22 protein-coding genes are annotated in these 18,667 nt (G+C 31.5%); 16 read left to right on the forward strand and 6 right to left on the reverse strand.

All coding sequences use genetic code 11. The features are described from left to right. The first annotated feature begins 1 nt into the window (after position 1). Positions 2-241 (forward strand): twin-arginine translocase TatA/TatE family subunit, encoded by a 240-nt coding sequence (locus tag ELQ10_RS01125; RefSeq protein WP_002852866.1) that lies wholly within the window; start codon positions 2-4, stop codon positions 239-241. A gap of 11 nt (positions 242-252) precedes the next feature. Further along, complete coding sequence (argS, locus tag ELQ10_RS01130; RefSeq protein ID WP_002852838.1) at positions 253-1,845, forward strand: arginine--tRNA ligase; 1,593 nt, start codon at positions 253-255, stop codon at positions 1,843-1,845. Between the two features lie 17 nt (positions 1,846-1,862). On the opposite strand, the gene ELQ10_RS01135 is transcribed toward argS, so the two are convergent. Both ELQ10_RS01135 and ELQ10_RS01140 read right to left on the reverse strand, forming a co-directional pair. Further along, positions 1,863-2,171 carry a multidrug efflux SMR transporter gene (locus tag ELQ10_RS01135; protein ID WP_002777309.1) on the reverse strand — a complete coding sequence of 103 codons (309 nt, stop codon included), beginning with the start codon at positions 2,169-2,171 and terminating at the stop codon, positions 1,863-1,865. Continuing rightward, entirely contained in the window at positions 2,171-2,512 is a 342-nt protein-coding gene (locus ELQ10_RS01140) for a multidrug efflux SMR transporter (RefSeq protein ID WP_002831625.1), read from the reverse strand. The genes ELQ10_RS01135 and ELQ10_RS01140 overlap by 1 nt, the downstream gene beginning before the upstream one ends. A 108-nt stretch (positions 2,513-2,620) precedes the next feature. On the opposite strand from ELQ10_RS01140, the gene ELQ10_RS01145 reads away from it, so the two are divergent. The 5 genes from ELQ10_RS01145 (at position 2,621) to ELQ10_RS01165 (ending at position 6,317) form a co-directional block, all read left to right on the forward strand. After that, entirely contained in the window at positions 2,621-3,328 is a 708-nt protein-coding gene (locus tag ELQ10_RS01145; RefSeq protein WP_002780603.1) for a YebC/PmpR family DNA-binding transcriptional regulator, read from the forward strand. A 9-nt stretch (positions 3,329-3,337) separates the two neighbouring features. Then, on the forward strand, positions 3,338-3,820 hold the full coding sequence (locus tag ELQ10_RS01150) for a peptidylprolyl isomerase (protein ID WP_002822502.1): 483 nt from the start codon (positions 3,338-3,340) through the stop codon (positions 3,818-3,820). A 163-nt stretch (positions 3,821-3,983) separates the two neighbouring features. Further along, positions 3,984-5,396: a DUF3373 family protein gene (locus ELQ10_RS01155; RefSeq protein ID WP_134250067.1), complete on the forward strand. Its 1,413-nt coding sequence runs from the start codon at positions 3,984-3,986 to the stop codon at positions 5,394-5,396. A gap of 10 nt (positions 5,397-5,406) precedes the next feature. Beyond that, on the forward strand, positions 5,407-5,634 hold the full coding sequence (locus ELQ10_RS01160) for a hypothetical protein (RefSeq protein ID WP_002822505.1): 228 nt from the start codon (positions 5,407-5,409) through the stop codon (positions 5,632-5,634). Between the two features lie 80 nt (positions 5,635-5,714). After that, the gene (locus ELQ10_RS01165) at positions 5,715-6,317 is read left to right on the forward strand and encodes a DedA family protein (protein WP_134250068.1); all 603 of its coding nucleotides are present in this window, start codon (positions 5,715-5,717) and stop codon (positions 6,315-6,317) included. Here the strand turns inward: ELQ10_RS01165 and ELQ10_RS01170 are convergent. Beyond that, a complete protein-coding gene (locus ELQ10_RS01170; protein WP_134250069.1) occupies positions 6,314-7,240 on the reverse strand; it encodes an L-lactate dehydrogenase in 927 nt (308 codons plus the stop codon). The two genes, ELQ10_RS01165 and ELQ10_RS01170, sit on opposite strands and share 4 nt — an antisense overlap. A 66-nt stretch (positions 7,241-7,306) precedes the next feature. Between ELQ10_RS01170 and ELQ10_RS01175 the strand changes: the two genes are divergently transcribed. The 7 genes from ELQ10_RS01175 (at position 7,307) to ELQ10_RS01205 (ending at position 12,809) form a co-directional block, all read left to right on the forward strand. Next, entirely contained in the window at positions 7,307-8,083 is a 777-nt protein-coding gene (locus ELQ10_RS01175) for a threonine/serine exporter ThrE family protein (RefSeq protein ID WP_002853925.1), read from the forward strand. Then, entirely contained in the window at positions 8,080-8,574 is a 495-nt protein-coding gene (locus ELQ10_RS01180; RefSeq protein ID WP_002853757.1) for a threonine/serine exporter family protein, read from the forward strand. Before ELQ10_RS01175 ends, ELQ10_RS01180 begins: the two co-directional genes overlap by 4 nt. A gap of 70 nt (positions 8,575-8,644) precedes the next feature. Then, positions 8,645-8,908 (forward strand): zf-TFIIB domain-containing protein, encoded by a 264-nt coding sequence (locus ELQ10_RS01185; protein ID WP_002866179.1) that lies wholly within the window; start codon positions 8,645-8,647, stop codon positions 8,906-8,908. A gap of 74 nt (positions 8,909-8,982) precedes the next feature. After that, complete coding sequence (gene czcD, locus ELQ10_RS01190) at positions 8,983-9,933, forward strand: CDF family cation-efflux transporter CzcD (RefSeq protein ID WP_134250070.1); 951 nt, start codon at positions 8,983-8,985, stop codon at positions 9,931-9,933. Beyond that, positions 9,923-10,117 (forward strand): cation transporter, encoded by a 195-nt coding sequence (locus tag ELQ10_RS01195; RefSeq protein WP_002856180.1) that lies wholly within the window; start codon positions 9,923-9,925, stop codon positions 10,115-10,117. The genes czcD and ELQ10_RS01195 overlap by 11 nt, the downstream gene beginning before the upstream one ends. Continuing rightward, complete coding sequence (gene copA, locus ELQ10_RS01200; RefSeq protein WP_134250071.1) at positions 10,117-12,216, forward strand: copper-translocating P-type ATPase CopA; 2,100 nt, start codon at positions 10,117-10,119, stop codon at positions 12,214-12,216. Before ELQ10_RS01195 ends, copA begins: the two co-directional genes overlap by 1 nt. A gap of 71 nt (positions 12,217-12,287) precedes the next feature. Continuing rightward, on the forward strand, positions 12,288-12,809 hold the full coding sequence (locus ELQ10_RS01205) for a DUF2165 family protein (RefSeq protein ID WP_134250072.1): 522 nt from the start codon (positions 12,288-12,290) through the stop codon (positions 12,807-12,809). Here ELQ10_RS01205 and ELQ10_RS01210 read toward each other — a convergent pair. Next, the gene (locus ELQ10_RS01210; protein ID WP_134250073.1) at positions 12,806-14,335 is read right to left on the reverse strand and encodes a DNA polymerase III subunit gamma/tau; all 1,530 of its coding nucleotides are present in this window, start codon (positions 14,333-14,335) and stop codon (positions 12,806-12,808) included. The two genes, ELQ10_RS01205 and ELQ10_RS01210, sit on opposite strands and share 4 nt — an antisense overlap. 3 nt (positions 14,336-14,338) lie before the next feature. Beyond that, positions 14,339-15,637, reverse strand: coding sequence for a transcription termination factor Rho (gene rho / locus ELQ10_RS01215; RefSeq protein ID WP_057042622.1), 1,299 nt, complete (start codon positions 15,635-15,637; stop codon positions 14,339-14,341). Positions 15,638-15,745: 108 nt separating this feature from the next. On the opposite strand from rho, the gene ELQ10_RS01220 reads away from it, so the two are divergent. Further along, positions 15,746-18,103, forward strand: coding sequence for a heavy metal translocating P-type ATPase (locus ELQ10_RS01220; RefSeq protein ID WP_134250074.1), 2,358 nt, complete (start codon positions 15,746-15,748; stop codon positions 18,101-18,103). After that, positions 18,100-18,306 (forward strand): cbb3-type cytochrome oxidase assembly protein CcoS, encoded by a 207-nt coding sequence (gene ccoS / locus ELQ10_RS01225; protein ID WP_002937295.1) that lies wholly within the window; start codon positions 18,100-18,102, stop codon positions 18,304-18,306. Before ELQ10_RS01220 ends, ccoS begins: the two co-directional genes overlap by 4 nt. 22 nt (positions 18,307-18,328) lie before the next feature. On the opposite strand, the gene ELQ10_RS01230 is transcribed toward ccoS, so the two are convergent. Then, complete coding sequence (locus ELQ10_RS01230; protein WP_002852762.1) at positions 18,329-18,631, reverse strand: cytochrome c; 303 nt, start codon at positions 18,629-18,631, stop codon at positions 18,329-18,331. Positions 18,632-18,667: the final 36 nt, after the last annotated feature.

Consider the following 18,667-nt stretch of genomic DNA (forward strand, 5'->3'; position numbering starts at 1 on the left):
AATGGGTGGTTGGTCAAGTCCAAGTCATTGGTTGATTATTTTATTGATTGTTGTATTGCTTTTTGGAGCAAAAAAAATTCCAGAACTTGCAAAGGGTTTAGGTAAAGGTATTAAAACTTTTAAAGATGAAATGAATAATGATGATGAAGTAGCAAAAAATACTCAAAAAATAGAAGAAAACAAAAACACAACTAATAATACAAATGCTGATGCAAGTATAGACGAAACAAAAAAAGCTTAAGGTTTAGTCTTTTGAAAAGTATTATTTTTAATGAAATTAAAAAGATTTTAGAGTGTGATTTTGCGCTTGAAAATCCAAAGGATAAAAATTTAGCACATTTTGCTACCCCTTTGGCTTTTTCACTGGCTAAGGAATTAAAAAAATCCCCTATGTTGATCGCTAGCGACTTAGCGAGCAAATTTCAAAATCATGATTGTTTTGAATTAGTTGAAGCTGTAAATGGGTATTTAAATTTTAGAATTTCCAAAACTTTTTTAAATGAACTTGCAAATCAGGCTTTAACAAATCCAAATGATTTTACTAAAGGAGAAAAAAAACAAGAAAGTTTTTTGCTTGAATATGTGAGTGCAAATCCTACTGGGCCTTTACACATAGGACATGCAAGAGGCGCTGTTTTTGGAGACACCTTAACAAGACTTGCAAGACATTTGGGCTATAAATTCGATACAGAATACTATGTCAATGATGCGGGTAATCAAATTTATTTACTAGGGCTTTCTATTTTACTAAGTGTGAAAGAAAATATACTTCATGAAAATGTTGAATATCCAGAGCAATATTACAAAGGCGAGTATATAGCGGATTTAGCAAAAGAAGCTTTTGAAAAATTTGGTAAAGAATTTTTTAGCGAAGAAAATATCCCTAGTTTGGCTGATTGGGCAAAAGATAAAATGCTTGTTTTGATTAAACAAAATTTAGAACAAGCAAAGATTAAAATTGACAGCTATGTAAGCGAAAGATCGTATTATGATGCTTTAAATGCAACTTTAGAATCTTTAAAAGAGCATAAAGGAATTTACGAGCAAGAAGGTAAAATTTGGCTTGCTTCTTCGCAAAAAGGCGATGAAAAAGATAGGGTAATTATTCGTGAAGATGGACGTGGGACTTATTTGGCAGCAGATATTGTTTATCATAAAGATAAAATGAGTCGTGGTTATGGAAAGTGTATTAATATCTGGGGAGCAGATCATCATGGTTATATCCCTAGAATGAAAGCTGCGATGGAATTTTTGGGATTTGACTCTAATAATCTTGAGATTATTTTAGCACAAATGGTTTCCCTACTTAAAGATGGAGAACCTTATAAAATGAGTAAAAGAGCAGGAAATTTTATCTTGATGAGCGACGTGGTTGATGAGATAGGAAGTGATGCTTTGCGTTATATCTTTTTGAGTAAAAAATGCGATACTCATTTGGAATTTGATATTAGTGATTTGCAAAAAGAAGATAGCTCTAATCCTGTATACTATATCAACTATGCACACGCTAGAATTCATCAAGTGTTTGCTAAAGCTGGTAAAAAAATCGATGATGTAATGAAAGCTGATTTGCAAAGTTTAAATCAAGATGGCGTAAATTTGCTTTTTGAAGCTTTGAATTTAAAGGCTGTTTTAAACGATGCTTTTGAGGCTAGAGCTTTGCAAAAAATTCCTGATTATCTTAAAAATTTAGCTGCAAATTTTCATAAATTCTACAATGAAAATAAAGTTGTAGGCTCTGCAAATGAAAATGATTTGCTTAAATTATTTTCTTTGGTTGCTCTTAGTATTAAAACCGCATTTTCTTTAATGGGTATTGAAGCAAAAAACAAAATGGAACATTAAAACCGCATTTTGCTGTTTTAATAGTTTAGTAAAAATACTGCTATTATCACGATAATGATACCTAAAATTCCTATTTTGTTTAATTTTTCTTTATATAAAATCCATCCACCAAGACAAGTTCCTATGATGCCTATAGCACCCCAAGTTGAGTAAGCTATGCTTAAAGGAACATATTTTAAAGAAAAAGAAAGTAGAAAAAAAGCAAGTATAGCATTGACAATCGCAGCTAAGCCCCAAATTTTATTCTTAAAACCATCTGATTTTTTTAGCAATAAATTTGCTACGATATCTAACAATGCCGATAGAACAATGATAAAAATATACATTATTCTTTAACCTCGCCTATGTTAATCATGATAATTCCAACGATAGAAAGAACAATGCCTAGAATTTGAGTTAAGGTTAAACTCTCTTTAAAAACTATAAAAGAAACTAAAAGTATAAGAATAATCCCTAAAAGTTCCCATACAGCATAGGCTATGCCTACTTGAATTTTTTTAATCGCCTTGCCCATAAAAAAATAAGAAAAAGCTATAAATAAAGCCATAAATATATAGCCTAAAATTTGATTTTCCATTTTTAAAAAACTAGTACCTAAAACTTCAAATACAATAGCAGTAATCAAGAAAAACCAAGCAACAAAAAGTTCTTTTTTTGCGATATTCAAAAAGCTTCTCCCTAAAAATAAATGGTAAAATTATACCATTTAAAGCTTTAATTAGCCTTTTTAGTTTATACTTTTAAGTTTAAAAATCTTTAAAGAAAGTGAGAATTTATGGGACGAGCGTTTGAATACCGAAGAGCTTCTAAAGAGGCTAGATGGGATAAAATGAGTAAGCTTTTTCCTAAGCTTGCTAAAGCCATACAAGTAGCTGCTAAAGAAGGTGGCACTGATCCTGATATGAATCCAAAATTAAGAAGTGCTATAGCTACAGCAAAAGCAAATAATATGCCAAAAGATAATATAGATGCGGCTATTAAGCGTGCGAGTGGAAAAGATAGTGCAGATATTAAAAACATTCATTATGAAGGAAAAGCTGCGCATGGAGCTTTGGTTATAGTTGAATGTATGAGCGATAACCCTACACGCACCGTGGCTAATGTAAAAGCTATTTTTAGTAAAAATGGTGGAGAAGTTTTGCAAAATGGATCTTTAGGCTTTATGTTTACTAGAAAAGCGGTTTTTCATCTTGAAAAATTTGCAGGAGATTTAGAAGAATTAGAACTTGATTTGATTGATGCAGGGCTTGAAGAATTAGAACAAAATGAAGAAGAGTTAGTAATTAGCGGTGATTATACTGCATTTGGTGAGCTAAGTTCTGCTATAGAAGCTAAGGGTTTAGTTCTTAAAAAAGCAGGGCTTGAGTATATACCAAACAATCCCGTAAGCTTTAGCGAAGAACAGCTTAGCGATATAGAAAAACTTTTAGATAAGTTAGAAGATGATGATGATGTTCAAGCTGTTTATACAAATATAGATTAAGGAGAAATAATGATAAAAACAATTGACACAAGCAAAGTAAACGAATACAAATTTGCTCTCATAGAAACTGAAAAAGGCACAATGAAACTAAAACTTTTTGGCGATGAGGCTCCACAAACGGTTTGTAATTTTGCTACTTTGGCTAATGAAGGGTTTTATAAAGATTTAAATTTTCATCGTGTGATCCCAAATTTTGTCATACAAGGGGGTTGTCCACACGGCAATGGTGTAGGTGGGCCTGGATATGAAATCATTTGCGAATGCGATGATCAAGAACATAAACATGAGCGTGGAACCTTATCTATGGCACACGCAGGACGCGATACGGGTGGTTCTCAATTTTTCATTTGTCACAGCCCTCAAGCTCATTTAGATGGAGTTCATACTGTTTTTGGGCAAATTGATCCAAAAGATGAAGAAAGTTTAGAAGTTTTAGATTCTATACGCCAAGGAGATAAAATTTTAGACATAAAAATTTGCGATAAAATTTAAAAATTTAAAATTTTAAAACTTTTTTGAAACTACAATATTTACAAAGCTAGTCATAAGTTTGACTAGCTAAAAATGATTAATGTATAATTTTTTTTTAAACTTTTTTTTCTATAATCACAATTTTAATTTACTAAATGTAACAAAATTACAAGGAGTTATGATTATGAAAACTAAGTTTTCACTTATTTTAAGTGCTTGTCTTCTTTCATCTTCACTTTTTGCTAAAAATACAGATGATGAGATAACCAAGCTTCAAAAACAGCTTGCACAAATTCAAGCTGAACTTGCAGAAATCAGAAAAGAAAGAGAAGTTCAAGCTAAGCAAAATGAAGCTGTAAAAGCTGAACTTGCCGATCTTAATGATAGAGCCGATGAAACAGAATTTCAAGCTGCTTTGAGCAAGGTTAAATTTGGACTTGAGTTTTCAACAGCGGTTTCAAATACAAACTATAAAGTTAGCGGACAAGATTATAGCGCTAATAACAAATGGATGAATGAGCTTCATTTAAATATGAATGCTGATATTAACGATAAAACCAAATTCTATGGTCGTTTATCTATGGCTAAAAACTGGTCTCAAATGGGTTGGAGTGGAAGTCCACTTGACTTAGATGCAGGAAGAAATACAAGATCAAGTGGGCCTGTACTTTATGTAGATAGAGCTTATCTTGACTACTATATCACACCTGAGTGGATTGCAACCATAGGAAGACAGCCAGGAACCGATGGTCCAGGAAGTAATCTTAGAAACAATGCTTTAAGACAATCAACTTATCCAGCCTTAGCAATCAACGCTCTAGGTGATGCAGCAGTGATCACTTATAAGCCTGAAAGTTTGCAAGATCATAAGGTAGCTATCCGTGTGGCTTATGGTAAAACTTACCAATGGGATGAAGAAGGTAAGGTAAGAGATTGGATGAGCGATCAAAAAGATGCTGATGCAAATCTTTACTATGCTGCGGTAGAAGGAGAGCTTCCTATAGAAGGTATGGGAGATAATCTTATTATCTTCAATGTGGCTCATATGACTGATTTTGCATTACCATTGCCTAGCATTAATTCAGGGCAAATGGTTTTATTAAATCAAGGTGTTTATAATCTAGGAAATTTAACTTTAGCAAATATTCATTTTGAAAACTATAATGCTTTTGGTACAAATTTTAATTATTTTGTATCTTTAGGGTATTCTAACGGAGCAAATGCACATACTCTACATCCAAATCCTGCTGTGCAATCTCGATTGGAATTTAATGAAAAAGACGGCTATGCTGTACATGTAGGTGGACGCTATGATTTTACCAAGGCTTTAAAAGTAGGGTATGAGTTCTTCTGGGGAAGTAGATACTGGTATACTATGAGTCGTCCAAGTATCAACGATCCGCTTAATATAAGAATGACAAGAGGAACAGCACATGATTTTTATGTGATTTATCAACTTGATAGATATCAATTCTTACGCTTAAGCTATACTAATATCCAAAACATTTGGGGTAATCGTGGCTTACCATTTGGTGGAGCGAAAAAAGATAAAGCAAGAGCTGATAATATCATGTTAATGTATAATGTAAAATTCTAAGGAGCAAAAGATGAGAAAAATACTTTTTGCAAGTTTATTACCTATCATTGCTTTGGCTGATTGTGCAAGTTTGATGGCAAAATACGAAGCTCCAGAGCCAGAGTCAAAAACAATGAAACAAGTTGAACGCTGGATTAATAAAAAAGTTAGCGATCCAGCTGATGCTGCTGTTTTAAAAGAGTGTATGATCGCTCGTGCAGCGGACAATCCAAATCAAGTTTCAGTTGCAGGTAAATAAAAAAAGCGGTGTAAAACCGCTTTTTACTGTTTAATCTTTTAAGCTACAATTTTTTAAAATTTTCTTCAAATAAGGCTAATATGCAAGAAATCATTTCTTTTATTGTTGAGACGGCTAGTGCTTGGGGGTATTTGGGTATTATTATCTTAATGACCTTAGAGAGTTGTTTTATACCTTTTCCAAGTGAAGTTGTTATGATACCTGCTGGATATTTGGCACATAAAGGCGAACTTGATATCACTCTTTGTATACTTAGTGGGACTTTAGGTTCTGTTTTAGGGGCTTTGATTAATTATTATATTTGCTTTTTTTGGGGTAAAAATTTTGTATTAAAATGGGGTAAGTATTTTGGTATAAATGAGGCCAAATTTACTAAATTTGAAGAATTTTTTAACAAACACGGGGAATTTTCAACCTTTACTTGTCGTCTTTTACCAGGAATTCGTCAGTACATCTCTATGCCTGCAGGTTTGGTAAAAATGAAACTTGTAAATTTTATACTTTTTACTGCACTTGGTAGTGCTATTTGGGTGGCTATACTTGTATTTTTGGGTTATTATATAGGACAAAATGAAGAGTTGATTAAAACTTATTTAACTCAAATTTTAATCATTGTAATTGTTTTTGTGATTTTAGCAAGTTTAATTTATATCAAAATCAAAAAGCCTTTTAAAAAGGCTTAAATTTTATCTTTTACGCTTTGTATGGCGTTTTTGACTTGTTGTTTTGAATTTTCTAATTTTGTTTTTTCTTTTTCATTGAATTTTAATTCAAAAACCTTTTCTATACCATCTTTTCCTATGATAGCGGGCATTGAAAAAGCTATATCATCAAAAACCACACTTACAGGATGTAAACTTTTTCTATCTTCTAGGATGGCTTTGGCTAAATTTGCACAAGAAGTTCCTATGCCAAATTCTGTCCTTCCTTTGCGTTCATAGATGAAATATCCCTCGCTAATCACAGCTTTTTCAAGTTCTTGTATGTCTAAATCTTTGCCTAATTTTTGCTTATAAAAATCTAATAAATTTTGTCCTAAAACGCTTGCATTAGAAAGTGCTGCAAACTGAGAATCTCCATGTTCGCCAATCATACAAGCAAAAATATCTTTTGAATTTATGTTTAAATCTTTGGCTAAAAATTTCTTAAGTCTTGAACTATCTAAATTTGTTCCACTACCAAAAACATGATTTTTAGGTAATTGGCTTAATACTTGAGTGTAGTAAGTTATGGTGTCATTTGGATTTGTTGCGACAATGTATTTGCCTTTAAAATTAGCATTTTTTAAGGTTAAGACAATGTCTTTAAGTTCGAGGATATTGTTTTGAAGTTCTACTAAGCGACTAGGTAATTCTTTTAAGCTTTCTTTTCTAAAAGCTAAAATGATAATATCGCAAGAAGCTAAATTTTCTAAATTTGGCACATGAAAAATTTTTGTATAAGAAAAATGAATGGCTGACATATCTTCCAAATCTCTTGCATGAGCTAGAGTTAAATCTTGTTTTATATCATATAAGTAAAGTTCTGAACAAATTCCTTGAGTAACTATGCTATAAGCACTAGCAGCTCCTACATAACCTAAACCAACTATACCGATTTTTGCCATTTTTTCTCCTTATTTATTTTAAAATTTGCTATAATTATAACAAATTCAATCAAAGATTATTAAAATATGGAAAAACCTGATATACAAAGATTAACTAATTTTTTAATCGTATATACTAAAACTTTACTAGGTGCTGGAACTTATACAGCTAGGGTGGCAAAATGCGTAGGAAGAATAGCTGAGGTTTATGGCTATGAGATAAATATCAATTTCTTTTTTCATCATATCACTTTAAATGTTGTAGATATGGATGATAACTCCATTCAAAGAACTTATGTTATACCTAATCATCATGCCCATGTTAATTTTAAGCTTATTTTTGATTTAAGTGCTTTAAGCTGGGCTATATATGATCACAAATACGATCTTGAAAAAGCGAAAGTCGTTTTTGAGCAAATTTCTCAACAAAAAAAGCATTCTTATTTGCTTAATCTTTTATTTGTTTCTATGGCAAATTCAGCTTTTTGTAGGCTTTTTGGTGGTGATTTTGGTGCTGGAAATTTGGTGTTTTTTGCAACTTTTGTGGGATTGTTATTAAGATATATTTTAACTAAAGCAAAGATTGATTTAAGAATTCAATACATCCTTTGTTCTTTTATCTCATCGTGGTTTGTATTTTTTGGACTGGATATGGGATATACCAATACTTCTGATGTGGCTTTGGGTTCTAGTATCTTGTATCTTATACCAGGGGTATTTTTTATAAATTCTGTGATTGATATATTAAAAGATCATATTTTAATGGGGCTTAGCCGTATTATCAGCGTGGCTATTTTGATTTGTTGTATAGCACTTGGAATTTACATGACGCTTAGTATTTCGGATTTTGGGATTTTAAGATGATTGAATTTATTTTAAGAGATATGTTTTTTGCTGCTGTGGCGGGATTTGGCTTTGCTTATGCTTGCAATCCACCTTTAAAAACCCTTATTTTATCTGCTCTTTTAGCGGCAATTGCACATGGACTTCGTTTTACCTTGGTGGAATATTTTCATTTTCAAACTTTAGCAATTGCAACTTTTGTTGCTTCATTTTGCATAGGATGTTTAGGAATTGCTTTAGCAAAAATCATCAAAACCCCTGCTGAAATTATCGCTTTTCCTGCTCTTATTCCTATGATACCTGGAATTTACGCTTATAAAGCGATTTTGTATCTTATTTCTTTTATACGCAGTGATGATTTGAAGGCTAAGTCTGAATTTTTGGTTCAATTTTTTGATTATTTTTTTACAACTGTTTCTGTGACTTTGGCTTTAGCTATAGGAGTGAGTGTTACTTTGCTTATATTTTTTGAACAAAGTTTTATGATGACTAGACATGCAAAAAAACATTAAAACTTGTTGTAAATTTGTTTAATATTTCTTTTTATAATTTTAAATCAAAAATTTAAAAAAAAGGTATTGTATGTTATGTCCAGTTTGTAATGTAGATTTGGTTATGAGTGATAGGAGTGGAGTTGAGATTGATTATTGTCCAAAGTGTCGTGGCGTTTGGCTTGATCGTGGAGAGCTTGACAAAATCATAGAACGCAGTGTCCCTAATACAGCAAATTTTAACCAAGCTTCAAGACAAGAGTCAAGATATAATGACTCAGCTTATCATCAGCACAATGATTACTATAAAAAGAAAAAGAAAGAAAGTTGGCTAGGCGAGCTTTTTGACTTTTAATTTTTATAAAAATAACAAATATTTATATCCTTTTTAGCTTAATATCTTAAAATGTCAAGCAAAAAGGATATAAGATGTATAAATTTTTATCACACGAGCCTTTAGCTAACAAATCTTGTCATCATAATCACGAAGAACATTCTCATGAACATCATCATTCCCATGCTGATGCAAGGAGTATGGATAAAAAGATTTTAAAAATTTCTCTTTTAATGACTTTTTCTATGATGCTTGTGCAATTTATTTATTCAATCCTTTCAAATTCTTTAGCACTTTTAAGCGATACTTTGCATATGTTTTCTGATGTTTTTGCCTTAGCTCTTAGTTTTTTAGCCATTATAGCCGTAGAAAAATGGCAAGATCATCAAAAGACCTTTGGGTATTTTCGTCTTGAAGTTTTAGTGGCTTTTATCAATGCTCTAACTATTATTTTATCGGCTTTATTTATCATTTATGAGGCTATAGAAAAATTTATTAATCCAAAAGAAATTGACGCTAAAACCATGATAATTGTAGCTATTTTGGGCTTTTTGGTAAATGGGGTTAATGCTTTGATGATGTTTAAGGGTGCAAATTTAGAAAATGTCAATATGAAGTCCGCTTTTTTGCATATGATGAGCGATTTATTGGGTTCTTTAGCGGTTATTATAGGTGGGATAGTGGTGTATTTTAGCGGTATTGTTTATATAGATACGGTTTTAGCTATTGTATTATCAATCTTGCTTTTAAGATGGGCGATTATCTTACTTAAACAAAGCGCTAATGTCTTGCTTGAAAGTTCTCCTGTGGATATAGAAAAAGTAAGACAAGTTTTGCTTTTAAATCCTAGTGTCGATGAGGTGGTGGATTTGCATATTACTCAAATCACTAATAAAATGCTAGTAGCTTCCATGCATTTAAAAGTAAGAGTTTGCGATCTAAAGGAATTTGAAAAACTATCTCAGGATTTATCCCATAAATTACTACATGAATTTGAAATCGGGCACATTACCATACAACCTATAAGGAGCGAAAATGAAATTTAAAGTAAAAAATGTTAATTGCATGAATTGTGTAAATTTGATCAAAAATTCTCTTGAAGATGAATTTGGAAATATAGAAGTGGATTTGGATCAAAAAATTTTAAGTTTAAATTTAGAAGAAAATCAAGTAACAAATTTTACAAAAGAATTTCAAGATTTAGGTTTTGAGATCGTAGAGCGTTTATAATGGAAGAATTGCGTATAAAAATAGGCAAAATGACTTGCGTTAATTGTTCTAACGCTATAGAAAGAGCTTGTAGAAAAATTGACGGTGTTAAAGATGCTAGTGTTTCTTATGTGAATTCTAGTGGGGTTTTTTTACTTGAAAATCAAGAAAAACGCAAGGATATCATCGCAAAAATTCAAAATTTAGGCTTTGAAATTTTAGAAGATGAACAAAGCTTGAACGCATACAAGGCAAAAAAACACTTAGAATTAAGAAAAAATTTGCTCTTAAGTATAGTTTTGAGTGTGATTATTATGTATTTTGAAATGTTTGTTAAAAGTTCTTTTTCGCAAAATATCCAAATGGCTTTGAGTTTTTTTGGGATATTTTATTGTGGGAGAGACTTTTTTTCCCATGCTTTTTTAGGACTTAAAAGTAAAAATTTAGATATGAACACCCTTGTAGCTTTGGGGACTTTGAGTGCTTTTGTGTATTCTTTTTTGGTGTATTTGAAAATTTTTAAAGAAGAAGATTTGTATTTTAGCGGTGCAATGATGATTATTTCTTTTGTGCTTTTAGGAAAATATCTTGAAAGTAAGGCTAAATTTAAGGCACAAGATTATCAAAGAATTTTAGAAAATATAGACACAAAAAAGACAAAAATTTTGCTTGAAGATGAAAGTATCAAAGAAATTTCAAGTTCTTTTGTCAAAAGTGGCGATGTGCTTTTGGTAAAAGAAGGAGAAAGCATTGTCGCAGATGGAGTGGTGCTTTTAGGGAGTGCAGAGCTTGATATGAGTTTTTTAAATGGGGAGTTTTTGCCTGTTTTAAAAAAAGAAGGCGATGAAGTTCAAGCAGGAGCAGTAGTTTTAAATGGTGCTTTAAGGATCAAAGCAAACAAAAAGGCTATAGATAGTACTTTAGAACAAATCAAAAATCTAGTTTTTGAAGCAGGAAATATCAAAAGTCCTTTGGCAAATTTAGCAGATCAAATTTCTAAATACTTTGTAGGGGGTATAATATTTTTTGCTTTTTTAGTTTTTGTTTTTTGGGTGCTAAAAGCAGATTTAAATACAGCTTTTTTACACGCTTGTGCTGTGCTTTTGATCTCTTGTCCTTGTGCTTTAGGGCTTGCAACGCCTATAGCTTTGGTTGTGGCAAGTGCAAATGCGGCAAAAAATTTCGTTCTTATTAAAAATCCTGCCGCTTTAGAAAAATTAGCCTTAGTCAAGTATGCTTTTTTTGATAAAACAGGTACATTGACAAAGGAAAATTTGAGTATTTTTAAACACAATCTTTCTAAAGATGATTTTGATAAATTATGTCAAATTGAAAGTTTAAGCTCTCATCCTATAGCTAAGGCTTTGCATAAAGATCAAATTTTTGATTTAAAGGGTGAGGGAAGAGTGATTGTGGGTTCTGGCATAAAATACAAAGAAGATAGTGATATTTATCTCGCAGGTAGTGCGAAGTTTTTGCACGAAAATGAAATTGACACAAAAGAAAGTGATATCTTTTTTGATACTTTTAAAGAATATGTTAGGGTGTATTTTGCTAAGAATAAAAAGTGTTTAGGTGGTGTTTTGTTAAGCAATGCTTTAAAAGATGGAGCCAAAGAGCTTGTGTTAAATTTAAAAAAGCAAAATCTTAAAACTTTTATTTTAAGTGGTGATCATGTAAAAAATGTAGAAAAAATAGCCAAAGAATTACAAATAGACGAATTTTATGCTCAACTTAAGAGCGAAGAAAAGCTACAAATCATTCAAAAATTTGAAAAAACTCTTTTTGTAGGAGATGGGATTAATGATGCGGCGGCTTTATCTGCTGCAAGTGTAAGTATGAGTTTTTCAAAGGCAAATGAACTTGCAAAAAAAACAGGAGATTTTATCTTGATAAAAGATGATTTATCAGCGATTTTTAAATGTTTTAAACTTGCTAAAAAAACACGCAGTATTATTAAGCTAAATCTTTTTTGGGCTTTTATTTATAATGTGCTTTGCATTCCTATCGCAGCAGGATTTGTACCTTTTATCACTTTAAGTCCTCATATAGCAGCACTTGCAATGTGTTTTAGTTCTGTTACTGTAGTGCTTAATTCTTTAAGACTTAAAAGAATTTAAAAATTTAATTTTTATTAAGAATATATTATATATAATTAATATTACCAAAATATATTATTAAAGGAGTATAAATGCAACAAAAATGTTTTTGCATAAGCAAAATGATTAGATTTTCAAAAATTATTATTTTGCTTACCGTTGCATCGTTAGCAGGTATAGTGGTTTTTGGAAATGTGACAGATTACAATTCTAATTTCCAATTTGTTTCGCATGTGATGAGTATGGATACAAAGCCTGATTATTTGGGTAATGCTATAGTTTATAGGGCTATTACTTCTCCTGTGATTCATCATATAGGCTATATAGCAATTATTCTTTTTGAAACTTTTATTACCTTAACAGCTCTAAAAGGTGCTTATGATATGTTTAAAGCTAGAAATTTAGATGCCCAAAGCTTTCATAATGCTAAGATTTTTGGGATTATTTCTTTAACTTGTTGTTGTATTTTATGGTTTTTTGCCTTCCAAGTAGTTGCTGCAGAATGGTTTGGAATGTGGATGAGCAAGGTTTGGAACGGTTTACCTGATGCTACAAGATTGGTAACTTATATGTTTTTATCTTTGATTTTCATTTCTCTTAAAAATGATGATTAATTTTCTATACTAGGCTCTCCAAAACAATCTTTAAGAGCCTCTTTAAGATCTTCTTGTGGGTCAAATTTTTTGGCCCCTTCTTTAAGCATATTAATAGAACTTTGAATATCTATGTTTTTATTTTCATTGTTTGGTAATTCTTGAGTTAAGGATTGAAGCTTATTTTCATCAATTGTTAGTGCTTTTTGCACATTAATTTTAGCATTTTCTCCAAATTTAGCTTTAAAAAGTTCTTGTATGAGTTTAAAACCTTTATTGAGTGTATCGCGATTTTGTCCTTGTGCGTTTGAGCTTATATTTAAGGTATTGTTTTCAAAACTAATAAATTTTGTGCTTTGTTTAAAGCATTCTGCAAGATCAAAATCCCTATCATAAATACTATCAAGCAAGATTTCATAAGCAATTTTTTCTATTTTTTTCTCAAGATTAGGTATGATAGGAGCAGGCGTGATCTTAGGTGTAATATTTGTTATATTTTCTTGTTTGATTTCTTGGATTTGTGCATCAATTTCTTTTAAATGGCTTGCTTCCATCATCATAAAAGCCATAACACAAAGCGTAAAGCCATCATCATCGCAAAGCATATTTTTAGCTTTTGATAAAATACGGAAAAATCTTTCATAAATTAAAATAGAAAATTCTGTACTTTTTGCAAAAAAGCTTTCTTTTAAATAAAAAAGCATTTCATCGATCACGCTTGAGGCTTCATAGTCTTGTAATTCTTCTAAGTATGCAAAAACTTTTTCCTTGTCTTTTGTTAAGATAGCCTGATAAAAGGCTTTGATTTTTTGAGGATCTAAAAAGCCTAACATATCGGTAATCTTGCTAATGCTGATTTCATTTTGGCAAAAAATAATGGCTTGATCAAGCAAGGTTAAAGTATCTCTTAAAGATCCATTGCCACTTCTTGCTATAAATTTTAAAGCTTCTTCTTCAAATTTAACATTTTCTTTAAGTAAAATTTCTTTAAGATGATTTAAAATTTCACTCTGTGGAATTTGTTTAAAGCGAAAATGTTGCGTTCTTGAAAGCACAGTAGCTGGAAGTTTTAAAGGATCTGTGGTTGCAAGTATAAATTTAACATAACTTGGGGGTTCTTCTAAGGTTTTTAAAAGTGCATTTGCAGCCTGTGGGGTAAGCATATGTACTTCATCAATGATGAAAATTTTAAATCTTGCCATAGAAGGGGTGTATTTGGTTTGTTCGATTAAGGCTTGTATATCTTCAAGTCCACGGTTGCTTGCGGCATCCATTTCTATAATGTCTATATGTTTGCCTTCAAGTGCTGCAAGACAGTGTTTGCAAGTGCTACATGGAGTATCACTTGGTCCTTGTTCGCAAACTAAAGCACGAGAAAAAATTCTAGCACTTGAAGTTTTTCCACTTCCTCTAAGTCCTGAAAAAAGATAAGCATGAGCTAAGCGATTATGATTTAGGGCGTATTTTAAACTTACGCTAACTGTTTTTTGTCCTATGAGTTCATCAAAGGTTTTTGGTCTGTATTTAATCGCTAAAGCTTGAAGCATTTTTTACTCGTTCATTATAGATAAAAGTTCTACATTGTCTTTGGTTTTAAGCATTTTAGAATATAAAAATTTCAATGCCTCAACATCATCCATTTGAGAAATCGCTGAACGGATTGCCCAAATTTTTTGAAGATTTGCTACGCCTTGGAGTAATTCTTCTTTTCTTGTTCCTGATTTGATGATATTAATCGCAGGATAAATTCTTCTATCGGCAATATTTCTATCAAGAACTATTTCGCTATTTCCTGTGCCTTTAAATTCTTCAAAAATCACATCATCCATTCTTGAACCTGTGTCAATTAAAGCTGTAGCAACTATGGTTAAAGAGCCTCCATTTTCTATATTTCTAGCTGCGCCAAAGAAACGTTTTGGTTTGTGTAGGGCATTAGCATCTACTCCACCGCTTAGGACTTTTCCACTGCTTGGAGTTGCGGTGTTATAAGCACGCGCCAGTCTTGTGATGCTATCAAGCAGGATAATAACATCTTTTCCTGTTTCTACCATTCTTTTGGCTTTTTCTATCACGAGTTCAGCTACACGCACGTGATTATAAGCAGGTAAATCAAAAGTAGAACTAAAAACTTCACCTTTTACACATCTTTGCATATCGGTAACTTCTTCAGGTCTTTCATCGACTAAAAGCACGATTAAATGCATTTCTGGATGGTTTTTTGCAATAGCAGCAGCAAGTTCTTTCATAAGCTCTGTTTTACCTGTGCGTGGTGGAGCAACGATGAGTCCGCGTTGTCCTTTTCCTATAGGAGTAAAAAGATCTAAAACACGACCCGTAAGCTTCATCGCATCGTATTCGAGTTTGATTTTTTCTGTTGGAAAAATAGGGGTTAAGTTATCAAACAAAGGTCTTTCTTTAGCTTCTTGCAAAGGCAGATAATTGATCGCTTCGATTTTTAAAAGAGCGTAGTATTTTTCTTGATCTTTTGGTTCTCTTACCTGTCCTGTAACGATGTCACCTACACGCAGAGCAAATTTTCTAATTTGTGAATTTGAAACATAAGCGTCATTAACACTATCGCTAAGATTGGAGTCCATGCCTCTTAAAAAGCCATAACCTTCAGAAGAAATTTCTAAAATCCCTGTAAAAAGTATGAAACCACCTTTTTTTGTTTGTGCTTTTAAAATTTCAAAAATAAGTTCTTGGCGGCGAAATTCTCTTGGATTTTCGATTTCACATTCATTAGCGATTTTAACTAGATTTTCTAGATCTAATAATTTTAATTCTTCGATTTTATAACCTTCCACTGGAACGTGGGTTCTTTGATGTTGTTTTTTTTCTTTTTCCATAAGTCCTCGTAAGATTTAGCAGAATAATTTTTGTAAAATGTGATTTTAGTAAAAAAATGCACTTTTTGTCAAATTTGTTTATAATTATAAAAAATATTTTTTTAAAGAATGATTATGAAATGTGAACATTGCAAACTTGATTATAAACAAGCCCAAATGATAGAGTATAAGGGTAAATTTTTTTGTTGTAAGGGTTGTGAGAGCGTTTGGGAAATTTTACATGAAAGTGGACTAGATGAGTTTTATGAAAAGCTTGGAAATCAAACCCTAAGCCCTGTAAATTTTCAAAATGAAATGAAAAATTATGATGAGTTTATCACTAAAACCAAAGAAGGATTTAGTGAAATTTATCTCATGATACACGGTATAGAATGTGCAGCTTGTGTGTGGCTTAATGAGAAAATTTTAACCAAGCAAGAAGGAATTTTAGAACTTGATATCAATCATTTAAGCCATAAAGCACGCATTGTTTTTGATGAACAAAGCATTTCTTTGGTGCAAATTTTAAGACTTATTGAAAGTATAGGCTATAAAGCGAGTGCTTATGATGCGAGCAAGGCTTCAAAAAAAGCGGATTTATTAAAAAGGGAATTTTATTCTAAGCTTGTTGTGGCTATAGCTTGTGTGATGAATATCATGTGGATAGCAGTGGCAAAATACGCAGGACTTTTTAGCGGTATGGATAAGGATACTAAGGATATTTTAAATTTTGCTGAATTTATCCTTTGTTCTCCTGTGCTTTTTTATACGGGCTCTCATTTTTATAAAAGTGCTTTTAAAACTTTAAAAATGCATAGTTTAAATATGGATGTATTGGTGATTAGCGGAGCGAGTTTGGCTTATGTTTATTCTTTATGGGCTATGTTTTTTAGGGTGGGGGAAGTGTATTTTGATTCTGTGGCGATGATAATTTGCTTTGTGTTTATAGGAAAATATCTTGAGATGTTTAGCAAAAAGCGTGCTTTAGATACCATAGATGGGCTTAATGATTTTTTACAAAATGAAGTTTTAGTTTTCAATGGTAAAGAATTTGCTCCTAAAGAAGTGCAAAAGGTTTGTTTGGGAGATAGAATTTTACTTAAAACTGGAGATAAAATTTTAATCGATGGGATTTGTAAAAGTGGTGAAATGAGCGTGGATACCTCTTCTTTAAATGGAGAAAGTATTCCAAAACTCATACAAAAAGAAGATGAAATTTTTTCAGCTTGTATAGTGCTTGATGGAAGTGTGGAGTATGAAGCAACAAAGCTTTACAAAGATTCAAAACTCAGTCAAATTATCCAGCTTTTAGAACTTGCAAGCTCTAAAAAAGCAAAACTTGAAAGTTTGGTCAATAGTCTTTCGGCTTATTTTTCTAGAACGGTTTTATTGATCGCTTTTATTTGTTTTGCTTTTTGGTTTTTTTACAAAGAAGAGAGTTTTGAAATTTCTTTAGTCAATGCGATTGCAGTTTTGATTATCGCTTGTCCTTGTGCTTTGGCTTTAGCAACGCCCGTGAGCAATCTTGTGGCCTTAGGTAGAGCTTTGAAAAAACATATTTTATTTAAAAGTTCTAGCGTGATAGAAGATTTAAGTAAATGTGATTGCGTGGTATTTGATAAAACGGGTATTTTAACTAAAATAGAGCTTGAACTTAAAGAGGTTTTTTTAGATAAAGCGCTTGATTTAAACGAGCTTTATAATTTTGTAAAACTTTCTAAACATCCTATATCTCAAAATATTGCGTTATATTTAAAGCAAAAAGGAGCTAAGGATTTAAATTTGGATTTTAAAAAACTTTCAAGCATTCAAGCTAAAGGTTTAAGTGCTGAGTTAAATGAAGGGTTGCTTTTAGGCGGAAGTTCTAAATTTTTGCAAGAAAAGGGTATTGCAACTAAAGAATTTGATAATACACATTTTATTTTTGCCAAGGAAGGTAAAATTTTAGCTTTTTTTGAGTTTGATAGTGTTTTAAGAGAAGGTGCAAAAGAGCTTATTGCTTATCTTAAAAAAGAAAAAAAAGAATTAATGATACTTAGTGGTGATCATCAAAAAGCAGTGGAAAAAATAGCTAGAAAATTAGAAATTCAAAATTATCAAGCTTCTTGTTTGCCTGAAGATAAGATGAAAACTATAGAAAATTTAAGCAAAAATTACAAAGTTTTATTTGTAGGTGATGGGGTAAATGACGCACTAGCTTTAAAATACGCAAGTGTTTCGATGACTTTAAGAGAAGGAAGTGATCTAGCTATAGAAAGTAGTGATGTTTTACTTTTGAAAAATGACTTGCTTTCTTTAAAAAAAGCCATCAAATTATCTAAAAATACCTTTAAAATTATCAAGCAAAATCTTGCTTTTTCTTTGTTTTATAATGCTTGTACCATACCTTTGGCTTTTTTGGGTATGATAAATCCTTTATTTGCTGCTATTTCTATGTCTTTTAGTAGTATAATAGTCGTTTTAAATGCTTTAAGGATCAAAGAATGAATAGTATAATCATGATGATGATAGGAGTTTCTATCTTAGCGTTTTTTATCATTTTGGCAACTTTACTTTGGGGGATTAAAAATAAGCAATTTGATGATGATTATAAATTTACTACTTTAAATGATGATGAGAATTCTTTGCGTGATGCTATAGAATTAGAAAGGCGTAAAAAAGAAGCTTTGGATAAAAAAAGGCTTTCTTAAAAAGGAAAGCCTTTTTTAGAAATTATTTTAAAGTTTCAATATGAGCTTCGATAGCTTTAAAATCTTCTTCAGTTAAACCTTTAAGGTTAAGTTTCATGATCGCACCTTGACCATAAGCATTTCTTTTGCCTTCTGAATATTCTTTCATATATTGAAGTCTTTCAGCAGAAGAAAGAGTTTTTAAAGCTGGAACTTTGTTTAAGTAAACTTTGTCAGCATTTGCACCATGACATACTGCACATTTTTTAAAAAGTGTAGCACCATCTGCAGCAAAAGCAGAAACGCCAAGACATGCCAAAGCAGAAACTACTAATAATTTTTTCATTTGTTTTCTCCTTAGTAAAAATTAGATTGCTAGGTA

The sequence above is a fragment of the Campylobacter sp. US42a genome, assembly GCF_004379055.1.
GTDB classification, from domain to species: domain Bacteria; phylum Campylobacterota; class Campylobacteria; order Campylobacterales; family Campylobacteraceae; genus Campylobacter_D; species Campylobacter_D jejuni.